11 protein-coding genes and 1 riboswitch are annotated in these 13,009 nt (G+C 68.1%); of the genes, 5 read left to right on the plus strand and 6 right to left on the minus strand.

All coding sequences use genetic code 11. The features are described 5' to 3' along the window. Positions 1 to 2 precede the first annotated feature (2 nt). Positions 3 to 235: riboswitch (yybP-ykoY riboswitch) on the minus strand. After that, on the minus strand, positions 215 to 1,657 hold the full coding sequence (locus OU995_RS03885) for a M16 family metallopeptidase (protein WP_267834111.1): 1,443 nt from the start codon (positions 1,655 to 1,657) through the stop codon (positions 215 to 217). Its footprint overlaps the riboswitch before it by 21 nt. Then, entirely contained in the window at positions 1,654 to 2,925 is a 1,272-nt protein-coding gene (locus tag OU995_RS03890) for a M16 family metallopeptidase (RefSeq protein WP_267834112.1), read from the minus strand. Before OU995_RS03890 ends, OU995_RS03885 begins: the two co-directional genes overlap by 4 nt. Before the next feature lie 308 nt (positions 2,926 to 3,233). Here OU995_RS03890 and OU995_RS03895 point away from each other — a divergent pair, with 308 nt between their 5' ends. Continuing rightward, entirely contained in the window at positions 3,234 to 3,617 is a 384-nt protein-coding gene (locus OU995_RS03895; protein ID WP_267834113.1) for a VOC family protein, read from the plus strand. Positions 3,618 to 3,662: 45 nt separating this feature from the next. Here the strand turns inward: OU995_RS03895 and OU995_RS03900 are convergent, their stop codons facing one another. Next, entirely contained in the window at positions 3,663 to 4,967 is a 1,305-nt protein-coding gene (locus OU995_RS03900; RefSeq protein WP_267834114.1) for an NAD(P)/FAD-dependent oxidoreductase, read from the minus strand. 61 nt (positions 4,968 to 5,028) lie between these two features. Between OU995_RS03900 and OU995_RS03905 the strand changes: the two genes are divergently transcribed. After that, positions 5,029 to 5,721, plus strand: a complete 693-nt coding sequence (locus OU995_RS03905) for a helix-turn-helix transcriptional regulator (protein ID WP_267834115.1) — start codon at positions 5,029 to 5,031, stop codon at positions 5,719 to 5,721. Between the two features lie 21 nt (positions 5,722 to 5,742). On the opposite strand, the gene OU995_RS03910 is transcribed toward OU995_RS03905, so the two are convergent. Further along, positions 5,743 to 6,828 carry an acyltransferase family protein gene (locus OU995_RS03910; protein WP_267834116.1) on the minus strand — a complete coding sequence of 362 codons (1,086 nt, stop codon included), beginning with the start codon at positions 6,826 to 6,828 and terminating at the stop codon, positions 5,743 to 5,745. Positions 6,829 to 7,099: 271 nt separating this feature from the next. Beyond that, entirely contained in the window at positions 7,100 to 7,684 is a 585-nt protein-coding gene (locus tag OU995_RS03915) for a CoxG family protein (RefSeq protein WP_267834117.1), read from the minus strand. Between the two features lie 152 nt (positions 7,685 to 7,836). Between OU995_RS03915 and OU995_RS03920 the strand changes: the two genes are divergently transcribed. Then, complete coding sequence (locus tag OU995_RS03920; RefSeq protein WP_267834118.1) at positions 7,837 to 8,844, plus strand: XdhC family protein; 1,008 nt, start codon at positions 7,837 to 7,839, stop codon at positions 8,842 to 8,844. Positions 8,845 to 8,911: 67 nt separating this feature from the next. On the opposite strand, the gene OU995_RS03925 is transcribed toward OU995_RS03920, so the two are convergent. Beyond that, positions 8,912 to 9,565 (minus strand): DUF6515 family protein, encoded by a 654-nt coding sequence (locus OU995_RS03925; RefSeq protein ID WP_267834119.1) that lies wholly within the window; start codon positions 9,563 to 9,565, stop codon positions 8,912 to 8,914. Positions 9,566 to 9,744: 179 nt separating this feature from the next. Here OU995_RS03925 and OU995_RS03930 point away from each other — a divergent pair, with 179 nt between their 5' ends. Together OU995_RS03930 and OU995_RS03935 are read left to right on the plus strand one after the other, a co-directional pair. Further along, entirely contained in the window at positions 9,745 to 10,392 is a 648-nt protein-coding gene (locus OU995_RS03930; RefSeq protein WP_267834120.1) for a glutathione S-transferase family protein, read from the plus strand. Positions 10,393 to 10,764: 372 nt separating this feature from the next. Continuing rightward, on the plus strand, positions 10,765 to 12,981 hold the full coding sequence (locus OU995_RS03935) for a TonB-dependent siderophore receptor (RefSeq protein WP_267834121.1): 2,217 nt from the start codon (positions 10,765 to 10,767) through the stop codon (positions 12,979 to 12,981). Positions 12,982 to 13,009: the final 28 nt, after the last annotated feature.

The following is a 13,009-nucleotide window of genomic DNA, read 5'->3' on the forward strand; positions in this document are numbered from 1 at the left end:
GGAACACTCAGCGGCCGTGTTGAACCTATGACCATGCCCACCCCCGGCCGCAACCCGGGGGGCATGGTCAAAGGTCTCGCCAGGCTGGGAACCGGGAGGTTCCTGGCTACCTCGCGCCATGAGCTGGGCGGACACTCAAAAGAGTTCCAGAGGCTCAAGTCTGTTGACGCGGGTCTGCTGAATGGGCACCTCGGGGAGGTGCGGGGTGCAGCGGCTACTCCCCAATGACAGCGCTCATTCTAACCACAGCCAGGCCCGGCCAGGCGCGTTGCAGGGGCTCCGGCGCGCCCGCCTCGCCCACCAGCAGCACCTGCGTGCCGGATTCACGCCAGCAGCTGCCCATCAGGAGTTGCAGCACCGGCGCGCTCACGGCGCGCAACCGTTGCGGCCACTGCAGCGTGTCGTCCAGGTCGCCCTGGCCAATGGCGTCGGCCAGTAGCGCATCCGGGGCGGACACCAGACGGCTTTGCCATTCCCCCAGTGCCAGGGCCTGAGCCAGGGCCAGGTCGTCCGGGGTGACGGCTTCGGCCGCCAGCCGTGGCAGGTGTTCCCGAGCCTGAGCCAGCAGTTCGGGCACGGCTTCCGGCGGCAGGCTCAAGGACAGGCGCCAGCACGCGGGGCCGCCGGGCGCTTCCATGTCGCTGCGCCAGGCCCAGGGCAGGCTGTCCAGCAGCCGCTCCTGCATCAGGTGGCGGGCCAGTGCACGCAGCGCTGCTGGCGTGCTGCGCGGTACGGCGGTCTGCAACACCACACAACAACCGGTGGCACGCGGCAGCGGGATCATGCGCGCCACGGCGGGCGGCTGGGCCGCTGCAGCCACAGCAGCTTCGGCAATCCGCGTGGTCAGCGTGGCCGGCGCTGGCTTGGGGGCGCGCCAATCCTCGAACAGGTCCTGCGCCAGGTCGCGGGCCGTGTCCATGGAGAGGTCGCCGCAGAGCAGCAGCTGGGTGTGGTCCGGCCGCCAGTAGAGGCGATGGAAGGCCTGCACCTCGTCGCGCTTGAGACGCTTGAGCGTGCCGGCACTCGCCAGCGGATAGGCGCCCCCCCAGAACAGCCGTCGGCCGGCCCAGGGCGCCAGTTGCTCCGCATCCGCCCGGCGCAGCAGCAGGGCATCCTGCGCACGACCGCGCACATGCTCCAACGCTTCGAAGGTCAGCGTGGGCGCACCGACCAGATCCGCCATCAGGCTGACCGCGTCGTCACATTGGTCCGGCAAAGCCTCCAGCGCAATCTCCGCCGACGCCGGTGAAAGATCCAGCCGCAATGGCCGGCCCAGCAGGTCGGAGGCATAGGCGATGTCGGCGGAATCCATGGTTTCGTCGCCGCGGGACGCTCCCTGGGCGAGCAGGGTCAGCGCCACTTCCGCCAGGCCTTCGCGGCCGGCGGGATCCTTGAGCCAGCCACCCGCACCGATCAGCCGCAAAGAGGTCCGCACGGCCCCGGGGCGAGGCAGCACCAGCAGGCGCAGGCCGTTGGGCAGACGGGCCTGTTGCAGGTTCAAAGACGCCACGGCGGGGGCCGGCGGCGCTTCAGGCGGGCTTTCAAATCCGGAGGGCGGCGGCGGCACAGCGCCTTGTGAGCGAGCCTGCACTGGCAGCATCGGCAAGGCGGTGGCCAGGCTGGCGCCCAGCATCAGGTCACGTCGTTTCAGGCTCATACCACCACTCCCGAGGCGCCTGATGCTGCGGCGGCTCCGACATCGGCCAGCAAGGTCAGGACCGGCGCGCGCACGATCTGGCTGCGCCAGAGCTGCTGCACATCCCTGGCTTCCAGCCGGGTCCAGGCGGCGGCGTCCTTGGCCGCTGCCTGCAGGTCACCCCGGACGGCCCACGCCGTGCCGAGGCTGCGGGCCAGGGGGTCGGCGCTCCATTCCAGCGCCTGCCAATCACGCTTGAGCAAGGCCTTGGCCTTGTCCAGCTCTTCGTCGCTCACCGGTTCATCGGCCAGGCGGACGACTTCATTCTGCAGCGCCTGCGCCAAAGGCGCGGCGGTCTGCCCATGGGCGGCCAGGCCCTGTGCCATCAGCAGGCCCGCCTGCTGGCGCTGGCTCAGCCACAGATGGAGACGATGGGCCACTGCCAGTTCGTCCACCAGGGTGTCGGTCAGGCGGCCGGAGCGGCCCCGGGCCAGCAGCGCATGCGCCAGCTGCCAGATGGGGGTGCTGGCATCGTCCGCGCGCGGCACCTGCCAGACCAAGGCTGCCGCCGGCAGCGGCGCCTGCGGCAGCGACAGCTTCACCGTCTGGCTCTGCGAGCGACGCGGTTCCTTGACCTCCCGGAACTCCACCGGCGCGGCCAGCGGGGGGCGGATGGAACCGAAGTGATGCTGCACCCAGCGCGCCAGCGTGGCCTCGTCATACGGGCCGGTGATCACCAGCAGCGCGCGGTCGCAGCGGAACCCGGCAGCGTGAAAGGCACGAACGGCTTCGAGGTCCAGATCCTTGAGCTGATCGGGATCGCCCAGGGCTCCGCGCTGGTAGGGGTGGCTGAGATAAGCGTTGCGGGCCATCGCCGGTTCCAGGCGGCCGTACGGGCGCATCAAGGGCTGCCGCACGGCCTGCTGCACCTGGGCGCGCGCGCGGTCCAGGTTGTCAGGTTCCAGGCGCGGGTTGCTCATGCGTTCGGCTTCGGCCCAGAGGATGCGCTCCAACTGGTGAGCAGGCACGACGGTCTGGAGCGCGGCGAAGTCCTCATCCAGTTCCAGGCTGGTGGTGCCACCGGCCTGGGCCACCAGGCGGTGGAACTGCCCGGCCTCGAGATAACGGCTGGCTGCGGCCACCAGGCGCAGGGTCAGATGGGTGAGGCCGGAGCGCCCGGTCGGGTCGTCCTTGGCGCCCACGCGATAGACCACCCGCACGGCAACATGCGGACCGGGCGCAGGACGGGCGACCCAGAGCAGGCCATTTCCCAACATGTTCGCCAACATGTTCGCTGAACTGTTCGCCACAGTGTTCGGCTGAGGGGACTGTTGAGCGGCCGAGGAAACGCCCGAGGGGCTGGTCGGCAGACGCTGGGGCTCAAGACTCGGACTGGACATAGGCCCAGCATAGCTGCCAATCCGGTGTCAGCAGCCTGCCGTCATGATCCGCACCACGGCTGCGCCCCAGAGCTCGGGGACAGCCGTGAACCGCCTCTCCCCGCCCCCTCCCACCACGGCACCGTCGGCACCGTCAGTACCGGCGATGTCGGCTGCTGGTGGCCATCCCGTCCGATCATTGAAACAGGAGTCACCACATGCAAATGGCCTACACCATCGTCTATGTCTCGGATGTCGCCGAGTCCCTGGCCTTCTTTGGACGCGCTTTCGGGGTGCCGCAGCGCTTCCTGCACGAGTCCGGCGCCTACGGCGAACTCGAGACCGGCAGCACCACGCTGGCCTTCGCCCGGCATGACATTGCCAGGGGCAATCTCGGCCATGACTACCGTCGCGCTTCCGATGGGGCGCCGCTGGGGATGGAGGTGGGGCTGGCCACCCAGGATGTGCCCGCTGCCTATGCCCAGGCGGTGGAGGCCGGTGCACAGGGCCTGACCCCGCCGGTCACGAAGCCCTGGGGGCAGGTGGTGGCGTATGTCCGGTGCCCGGATGGGACGCTGGTGGAGCTGTGCACGCCGATGTGAGGGGGCGTGCGGTGCGGCGGGCCAGAACCGCCGCACCGAGGGTGCTCAGGCCTCGTCCGGATCCCCCCGCTGCTGCGGCTCCACCACAATCCGCGCATGCCGCTGGAAGGTGAAATACGCCCAGGCCCAATCGGCAAACACACGCAGGCGGTTGCGGAACCCGATCAGGAAGTACACGTGTACAAACAGCCAGAACAGCCAGGCCGAGAAGCCGCTGAACTGGATGCTGCCCAGGTCCGCCACCGCCGCCTTGCGGCCGATGGTGGCCAGGGAACCGTAGTCCCGATAACGGAAGGCGCCTTCGGAGCGGCCTTGCATCCGCGCCAGGATCTGGAGCGCGGCATGACGGCCCGCCTGCTTGGCCCCGGGGCTCACGCCCGGCACCGGCTTGCGGCTGCCGTCCTTCTCGTAGCTGAGCGCTGCCGCCATGTCGCCCACCACATACACCTCCGGATGCCCCGGAATGTTCATGTGCTCGTCCACGATGACGCGCCCGGCCCGGTCCAGCGGAACCTCCAGCGTGCGCGCCAGCGGCGAGGCCGCCACACCCGCCGCCCACACCTTGGTGTGTGAGGCGATGCGCTCGTGGCTGCCATCGGGCAGTTGCAGATCCACGCCGGTCTCATCAATGCCCACGACGCGGCAGTTCGTCCGCACCGTCACACCCAGCCGCTCCAGCTGGGCCTGCGCCAGGGCCGACTGGGCCGGCTTGAAGGTCGCCAGCACACGGTCCGAGCCTTCCACCAGCAGGACTTTCGCCTTGCTGGGGTCGATGCGCCGGAACTCATCGCGCAGGGTGTGCCGGGCGATTTCCGCCAGCGTGCCGGCCATTTCCACACCGGTCGGGCCACCGCCGATCACCACAAAGGTGAGCCAGCTTTCCCGTTGCGCCGGCTGGTCCGCCAGCGTCTCGGCCTTTTCAAAACCGCTCAGCAGCCGCGCCCGCAGCTTGAACGCATCGGCCAGGGTCTTGAGGCCCGGCGCATGCGTCTGCCACTGGTCATTGCCGAAGTAGCTGTGTGTGGCGCCGGCCGCCACGATCAGGTGGTCATAGACCAGTTCCTGCCCATCCCCCAAATGCACCCGACGCTGCGTTTTGTCGATGGCCGTGACCTCGGCCATCAGCACGGTCAGATTGCGCTGGTGCCGCCGCATATGGCGGATCGGCGAGGCAATCGAGGGCGCGGACAAGCCTGCGGTGGCCACCTGGTAGAGCAGCGGCTGAAACAGATGATGGTTGCTGCGGTCAACGAGGGTCACCCGCACCGGCGCGCCCTCCAGCACCTTGGTGGCTTCCAGGCCACCGAAGCCGCACCCAACGATCACGACATGAGGTAATTCGGCATTCATGCCACAGATACTAACGGGATGACGACCGGCTTCAGTCAATGCGTTCGCTGACAATGCCGCTATGCGCCGCGCCGACCGACTGTTTCAGATCGTCCAACTCATCCGCGGACGCCGCCTGACCACCGCTGAATTCCTGGCCCAACGTCTGGAGGTGTCCATCCGCACCGTCTATCGGGATGTGGCGGCCTTGCAGCAGCAAGGGGTGCCCATCGACGGTGAAGCCGGGGTGGGCTACCGCATGCGGGTGGGGTTTGAATTGCCGCCGCTGATGTTCAGCGCGGAGGAGGCGCAGTCGCTGGTGGCGGCGGTGCGGCTGGCCCAGCCGCAGTTGGATGCCGTGCTGGAGCAGCGGGCCGAAGAGGCGCTGAGCAAGATCCTGGCGGTGCTGCCGGGCACTGCGCGTGCGGCGGCGGAAAGCCTCACGGTCTACGCTCTGCAACGAGGCTTGGACGAGGCCACCCGCGCCCGGCTGACCCGGCTGCGGCAGGCGACCGAATCCCGCAACAAGCTGCGGCTCTCGTATCTGGACCTGAACGAGCAGACGACCACCCGGGTGGTGCGGCCGCTGGCTTGCTTCTTCTGGGGGCCGGTGTGGACGTTCTCGGCCTGGTGCGAGCTGCGCCAGGACTTCCGCAGCTTCCGGGTGGACCGGGTGCAGCAGCTGGAGGTGCTGGAGGACCGGTTCCGGGACGAGCCCGGCAAGACGCTGGCGGACCTGCAGCGGCAGGACAACGCCCGAGAGAACTGGGCCTGAGGGTCGGCCCGGGCCTGCGCCTCAGCGGGCCGCCGCCCCGCGCGGCAGGGCCGCTGCCCGGGGCCGCCAGCGCAGCAACGGCGCTTCCACCCAGTGATAGAACGGCAGGGCCGCCACATTGCTGAGGGCCCAGGCCGCCAGCAGGGCCAACGGGGCCAGGGCGTCCAGCATCGGCGCCGGGCTTTCGGCCCGATGCTCATACAGCGCGTTCACCAGCAGGCTGATGGGGAAGTGGATCAGGAACAGCGCATAGGCATGACGGGCGAACCCCTGCACCCGCGCCTGCAGCCAGACCGGTCCCTGCCCCTGACGCCACAGGGCAACCACGGCGGCCGTGAGACCGGCAACCACCAGTCGCTCGCGGAACTGCAGGGCCAGTGCGCAGACCATCAACACCGCCAGGGCCGCCAGCGCGGCACGGCGCCAGGGCGTCGGCCAGGTCTGGCACCAGAACAGCAGCGCTCCCAGGCCGTAGGCACCAAAGAAATAGATGGCGTAGGCGTCCAGCGACGCCATGCGGTTGAACTGCAGCAGCGAAGCGGCACACAGCGCGCCCACCACGGCGGTCAGCAGATGCTGGCGGGTGGCACGGGGCAGCGGCAGGCGGCGCAGGCCCCACATCACCAGCAGCAGCAGGGCAAACAGCTGGAAGTCGATGGCCACATACCAGGCGCCCACGGTGAGTGCATCCACACCCAGCAGGTCATGCAGCAACAGCGCATGCGCCATCACCTGCACCAGCTCCACCTGGGCCGGCACCAGTTCGGGCAGCAGCGGCTTCACCAGCCAGGAGGCCAGCAGCGTCAGGACAACGGCGGCCATGAAGGGCGGCACCAGGCGCCAATAGCGCTGGGCCAGCAGGGCCGGCGCGGACTGATGCAGTTGCGATTCCTGCGCGGACAGGGCGCGGGCACTCAGATAACCACCCAGCACCAGGAAGACCTGCACCGCCATGCGGCCATAGTCGAACAGCCAGCCCGTCAGCAGCGGAAAGAGCGAATGCATCGCTTCGGCGATCGGTCCGTAGGCGGACAGATGGTGCAGAACGATCAGCTGCGCTGCGACGGCCCGAAGGGCGTCCAGCGGAAAAAGACGGGCGGCGGCCATGGCAAAGAACGATCAGGAAAGACGACAGCCAGGCAGGGTGGCCGTCAGACGGAGCGCGATTTTAAAGGGGATGCGCGGGATGGCCCTGGCCGGGTGGCGCTGTTCGCCCACATCACCGCAGCCATTGGGGAGGCCGGGCCGATCAGCGGCGCCGATTCGAAGTCATCGCGCAAGGCGGCGGGATCACCGGGGCCCGCTGGCAACGGCCATGGCTAGGTTCAGCAAGGTTCAGCAAGGGGCCGCAAGGGTCAGCACAGGCCATGCCCCCGAGTCACTTCGGCGGCGGCTCGCTTGGCGGCTTCGGCTTGGGCAACGGGTAGAGCGTGCCGTTGAAGATTCCGGCGAACCAGCCCAGATACCAGTCGATCAAGCGCTGGGGCCAGGGCTTGCGGACGGGGGGTGTGGGCAGTGGCAGATGGCTGGCATGGTGCTGCCGCACTGCCGTCTCCAGGGCCTGCAACTGCGCCTTGAGTGCTGCAATGCTGCGCAACTTCAGGCCGGACGGCTGTTGCTCGGTCTGCAGGACCACCGACCAATGCAGCAATGTGCGCTCATCGCCCATCAGTTCGAGGCGGCACTGGGCTTGCCCCTGCACCACGCCGGATGCCGGGCTGCGCCCCAGGAAGCTGATGCGCAGCCGGGCAGGCCGCTCCACATCCTCGATCTGCACTGTCCCTTCAAAGCTGGGGAGCACCAGGCGGTAGCTCAGCGCGAGAGGGCCACGGGTCAGCGCGGCGCTGTCGCCGTGGGCGGACTTCACAGCGAGGTCCAGCAGCGGCAGGTCATGCAGCGACGCCCAGGCCACGGCGCGGGATACCGGCACGGTCAGTTCGTCGTGAAGCGTCAGGGTGGGCATGAGGCGATTGTCGCCGGGTGGCGGCTTCCGTGGTGGTGCTGCCCAACAAGGCACCGTCTTGGCGGCCGAAGGGGCACAGGAGAGCCCCGACTGCCGTCGGTCCGTGAAGGCCGTTTCAAGCGGGAAGCCGCGTTATTGGATATGTTCCGCATATGGACAACATGGACTTGCAGGTGCTGCGCCAGGTACAGCAATGGCTGGAGACGGATCAGCGTGTGGTGCTGGGCACCATCACCCGGACCTGGGGCTCGGCGCCCCGGCCGGTGGGCGCGGTGGTGGCGGTGCGCCAGGATGGGGTGATTGCCGGATCGGTGTCCGGCGGCTGCATTGAGGATGACCTGATCGACCGCATCCGCGAGGGTGCCTTGCGTCTGGAGCGGCCGGAGCTGGTGCGGTATGGCGTCGGCGCGGAAGCCGCCCAGCGTTTCGGGTTGCCCTGTGGCGGCACGCTGGAGCTGATGCTGGAGCCCCTGGGGCCGCAGTCGGCCATCCCTGTGCTGCTGGAACGGCTGGGCCGGGGCGAGCGGGTGGTGCGTCGCCTGGACCTGTCCACCGGCGAGGTGCGGCTGTTGTCACCCACCGAGCATGGGGGCGACGGTGCGGACCGGCTGGTGCTCAACGAGCAGGAGCTCATCACGCATCACGGGCCGCAATGGCGCTTGCTGATCATTGGCGCCGGCCAGTTGAGTGACTATCTGGCGCGCATGGCGCTGGCGCTGGACTATCAAGTGAAGGTCTGCGACCCGCGCGACGACTATCCGTGGGAACTGGCCGGCGTGCCCCTGACCCGGGACATGCCGGACGATGTGGTGCAGGCCTTGAAGCCGGACGGACACACCGCCGTGGTGGCGCTCACCCATGACCCCAAGCTGGACGATCTGGCCTTGATGGAGGCGCTGCGCAGCCCGGCGTTTTATGTGGGCGCCATCGGCTCACGCGTCAATCAGGCGAAGCGGCGCGCCCGGTTGAAGGAGCATTTCGACCTGGATGATGCGGCGCTGGCCCGGCTGCACGGCCCGGTGGGCCTGCACATCGGCGCGCGGACCCCCCCGGAGATCGCGTTGTCCATCCTGGCCCACATGACGGCGGAGCGTTATGGGGTGCAGGTGAGCGCGGTCTCCACGACCGCCGCTGGCGAGCAGCTCGGCTGCACGATCTGACTGCGCGTTGTGAGTGCACAGGAAGCGCTCGCGGGCCTCACGACCCGCGCCGCGCCCCTGGGCGACTTCACTTCATGCTGTAGCCGCGTCCATCCATGCAGGCTTCCACCGCCCGGTTGAACACGTTGGCATCATTCATCGCTGCGGGTTGTGTCGTGGCCCAGCGGTTGCATTCCTGCCGGTCCGCCTCGGTCTGCGCGGTGCTCTGCCCGTGGCGCGGATAGATGATCGGGTCCGGACGCGGCGGCGGCGTCACCGCCACCTGCGCCTGCGGCACCACATCCGCCCCGGGCGGAGGCGCCACCACCACATAGCCCTCGGGAGCGGCGCTGTAGTAGATGCCGTTGGCGTAGTAGTAGGGCAGACCACCGATGCGCAGCGTCACGTAAGCCGATGGCAGCACCGACACCACCAGCCCCACCGGCGGCACGACCACGCGATAACGCGGGCCCCAGGGCTCATACCAGACGCCGCCCCCATACCAAAAGCGCCCGCCCACAAAGGCGGCACCGGGGGGCAGCCCCGGCGCGACAAAACCCGGCGCCGGGTAGTAGTGGTCATGGTGATAGCGGGAGTCGAAGTTCAGCCCGATGTTGACGCTCGTGCGCGGGCCTCCACCATGGCCGCCAGGACCGCCAGGGCCGTGCCACCGATCCTGCGCCCCGGCCAGACCAGAAGCCAGAACAAGCGTGACGGGAATCAACCAGCGAAATGTGCTCATGATTGCAGTGCCGTGAGCGGCCCAACAGTTTCAGGTGAGTATTCAACGCCAGCCCGGGCCCCCGCGTCTACGGGGGGCGGTTACCGGCCGGTAAAGATCCATTGCTCGGCGAGCCGCCCCCCCCTGCGGGCCAATGCGATGATGCGCGGGTCGCTGTTCACCTGCCCACTCCCGCCACCATGATCGAACTGCATTACTTCCCCAGCAATGCCAGCATGGCGCCCCACATCCTGCTGCAGGAGATGGGCATCGACTTCCAGCTCCGCCTGGTGGACCGCAACCGCAACGAGCACAAGTCGCCGGAGTTCCTGAAGCTCAATCCGAATGGCCTGCTGCCGGTGCTGTGTGATGGCGACCTGGTGATGCATGAAACCGCCGCCATCCTGCTGCATCTGGCGGATACACATCCGCAAGCCGGCCTGGTGCCGGCCGTGGGTGGTGCGGAACGGGCCATGACCTACAAATGGCTGATGTGGATGACCAACACGCTGCAGCCGGCGTTGATCGCCTATTACTACCCGGAGCGCTGGGTGGCGGAGGGCAACACCGCCGGCACCGCCGAGGTGAAGGCCCAGGCGGAAGCTCGCATCGGCGCCCTGCTGGATCTGCTGGCGGCCGAATTTGAGCGCCATGGCGGCCCCTGGCTGCTGGGCGACCGCTACACCCTGCTGGACCCGCTCGCGTTCATGCTGTGCCGCTGGACGCGCGGCTTTGACCACCCGGCCCGTGCCCGCCCGGCCCTGGGCGCCTTCCTGGACCGGATGGCCCACCGCCCGGCCGTCGTCCGTGCCCTGGAGACCGAGGCGCTGCCGCAGCCCTGGTACTGAGTTTCACGTCTGCCCGCGCCGGGGCCGCATCCCAAGGGCCCACTTCCTGCCACGGTCCGCGTCGCATCCGGTCGACAGCCCGCTTTTGTGTCAGCCCAGCAAATAAGAATGACTCTCATCTAGGCTAAAGTTCGAGACCTAGCCAGCTTATCGCCAGCCATGCCACATCCTTCCCAGGAGGATGCCGCGCCCGATCAGCCCGCCTCTGTTGCGGGACCCCCTGAAGGGATTCGTTCCACCGGCTCGCGACCGCCTTCTTCGCCCCTCCAGGGCCCTTGATGTTTCCTGCCCTTGGGGTTTTGGGAAGGTCGGGCCAGGGGCTCTCAGGCGTCCATGCCGGACTGACCTGTCGGTCAGACACCTATGCTCCGCATGACGCACATCGCTTCTTCCCTCTCCGAACGCCGGGCCCGTGCTGCCGTGGCCCGCGCCCTGCTTCTCACGCCGCTGGCCTGCGCCGCTGCGGCCTGGGCACAAACCGCCGACAACGGCCTGTCGACGGCGCCCGCGCCCGCATCCGCACCCGCTTCATCCTCGGCGGACACCACCGCCCTGCCCTCGGTGGTCATCAAGGGGGAATCCGACAAGCGCCAACGCACCGGCTCCGCCGCCCGGCTGGACCTGTCGGTCAAGGACACACCGCAATCCCTCACCGTCATCAGCCAGGAGCAGATACGCGATTTCGGGCTGACCGACATCAATCGCCTGCTGGATCTGGTGCCGGGTGTGAACGTGGAGCGCGTGGAAACCGACCGCACCTACTACTCCGCCCGTGGCTTCGACATCACCAACTTCATGATGGACGGCCTGGGGCAGCCCTTTGCCAATGGCGCTTTGTGGGGCACGCTGGACACCGCCGCTTATGAGCGGGTGGACATCCTGCGCGGCGCCACCGGCCTGATGGCACCGACCGGCAATCCCTCCGCCACGGTGAACTTCGTCCGCAAGCGGGCCGAGAGCCGCAGCTTCGAAGCCAGCGCGGACCTCACCGTCGGCGCCTGGAACCGTCGCCGGGTGGATGCCGACGTCTCCACCCCGCTGAATGCCGACGGCAGCCTGCGCGGCCGTCTGGTGGTGGCCGACGACAACAGCGACAGCTATCTGGACCGCTACAGCAAGCACACCACCCTGGTTCACAGCGCGCTGAGCTGGGACCTCAGCCGTGATACGCAGCTGAGCCTGGGCTACACCCAGCAGCGCACCCGCAGCAACGGCGTCATGTGGGGCGCCCTGCCGATGGTGGACAGCAACGGCCAGGCCATCCACTACGACCGCTCGGCCAGCAGCGCGGCGGACTGGTCCTGGTGGAACAACACCGACGAGCAGGCCTTTGCCGAGCTGAACCACGACCTGGGCAACGGCTGGCAGGTGAAAGCGACGGTGTCCGACCGACGGGTCAAGTCCGACAGCGAGCTGTTTTATGTCTACGGCACGCCCAATGCCGACACCACGGCCAGCCCGAGTGGTTATTACGGCTATCCGTCCGCCTTCCAGGGCACCTACCGGGACCAGATGGCCGATGTGGCGGCCACCGGCCGGTTCTCGCTGTGGGGACGGGAGCAGCAGGTGGTGGTGGGCGCCAGCACTGCACGTCAGACGATGGAGGAGTACTCCGGTTATCCGTCGGACACCGCCGTGGTGCTGCCCGACCTGCATGGTTGGAATGGCGACACACCCAAGCCCAGCTTTGATGCCAGCAGCGACGGCTCCGACGTGGTGCGGCGCCGGCACACTGCTTACGCCGCCGTGCATCTGTCCCCGACGGCGCAGCTGCAACTGGTGGGCGGGCTCACCGTCTCCAAGGTCACCAGCAAGGGCATCAGCTACGCGGTCGAGCAGCAATACTCGCGCTCGGCGGTGAAGCCTTATGCCGGCGTGCTCTATGACCTCACGCCCAACACCAATGTGTATGTCAGTTATGCGGAGATGTTCAATCCGCAGATCGAGACCACCCAGGCCTACCAGGTGCTCAAGCCGGCCGAAGGCAGCAACCTGGAAGCAGGCGTGAAGTCTCAGTGGCTCAACAAGCGGCTCACCACCAGTGCAGCCCTGTTCCGCACACGCCAGACGGGTATCGCTGAATCCGCCGGCTACAGAGCCGACTTCAGCACCTATTACCTGCCCATCGAAGCGACCAGCACCGGTTATGAGCTGGAGATCAGCGGCGAACTCGCGCCCGGGTGGACGGTGATGGGGGGCTGGACGCAGTTCCGCCTGAAGGGCAACCGGATCGAGACCGATGCCGACGGTGTCAGCTCGGTGAGTGAAGGGACGGGCTACAACGTGCGCACCTGGGTGCCCCGCAAGACCCTGCGGCTGGGCACGGCCTACACGCTGACGCCGCAGATCAAGCTCAACGGAGCGGTGCGCTGGCAGGCCAAGACCTCGGACGACGACCAGAACACGGTGGTGCAGAAGCAGTACACGCTGCTGGATGTGGGCGCGGCGTATGAGTTCAACCGCCACTGGAGCACCCACCTGGGCGTGACCAACCTGCTGGACAAGACCTACCTCAACAGCCTCAAGTGGGGGCAGGCCTACTACGGGGAGCCGCGGGCATGGTCGCTGCGGCTGAGCTACCGCTACTGAGCGCTGGTTAGCGCGGGGGAGCACGAGG

It is taken from the genome of Roseateles sp. SL47 (genome assembly GCF_026625885.1).
GTDB lineage: Bacteria > Pseudomonadota > Gammaproteobacteria > Burkholderiales > Burkholderiaceae_C > Roseateles.

What these genes read in the sequence shown, in the direction of transcription:
- OU995_RS03885 (WP_267834111.1), bottom strand. Translation starts at nt 1,657, where the DNA reads ATGAGCCTGAAACGACGTGACCTGATGCTGGGCGCCAGCCTGGCCACC.
- OU995_RS03890 (WP_267834112.1), bottom strand. Translation starts at nt 2,925, where the DNA reads ATGTTGGCGAACATGTTGGGAAATGGCCTGCTCTGGGTCGCCCGTCCT.
- OU995_RS03895 (WP_267834113.1), top strand. Translation starts at nt 3,234, where the DNA reads ATGCAAATGGCCTACACCATCGTCTATGTCTCGGATGTCGCCGAGTCC.
- OU995_RS03900 (WP_267834114.1), bottom strand. Translation starts at nt 4,967, where the DNA reads ATGAATGCCGAATTACCTCATGTCGTGATCGTTGGGTGCGGCTTCGGT.
- OU995_RS03905 (WP_267834115.1), top strand. Translation starts at nt 5,029, where the DNA reads ATGCGCCGCGCCGACCGACTGTTTCAGATCGTCCAACTCATCCGCGGA.
- OU995_RS03910 (WP_267834116.1), bottom strand. Translation starts at nt 6,828, where the DNA reads ATGGCCGCCGCCCGTCTTTTTCCGCTGGACGCCCTTCGGGCCGTCGCA.
- OU995_RS03915 (WP_267834117.1), bottom strand. Translation starts at nt 7,684, where the DNA reads ATGCCCACCCTGACGCTTCACGACGAACTGACCGTGCCGGTATCCCGC.
- OU995_RS03920 (WP_267834118.1), top strand. Translation starts at nt 7,837, where the DNA reads ATGGACAACATGGACTTGCAGGTGCTGCGCCAGGTACAGCAATGGCTG.
- OU995_RS03925 (WP_267834119.1), bottom strand. Translation starts at nt 9,565, where the DNA reads ATGAGCACATTTCGCTGGTTGATTCCCGTCACGCTTGTTCTGGCTTCT.
- OU995_RS03930 (WP_267834120.1), top strand. Translation starts at nt 9,745, where the DNA reads ATGATCGAACTGCATTACTTCCCCAGCAATGCCAGCATGGCGCCCCAC.
- OU995_RS03935 (WP_267834121.1), top strand. Translation starts at nt 10,765, where the DNA reads ATGACGCACATCGCTTCTTCCCTCTCCGAACGCCGGGCCCGTGCTGCC.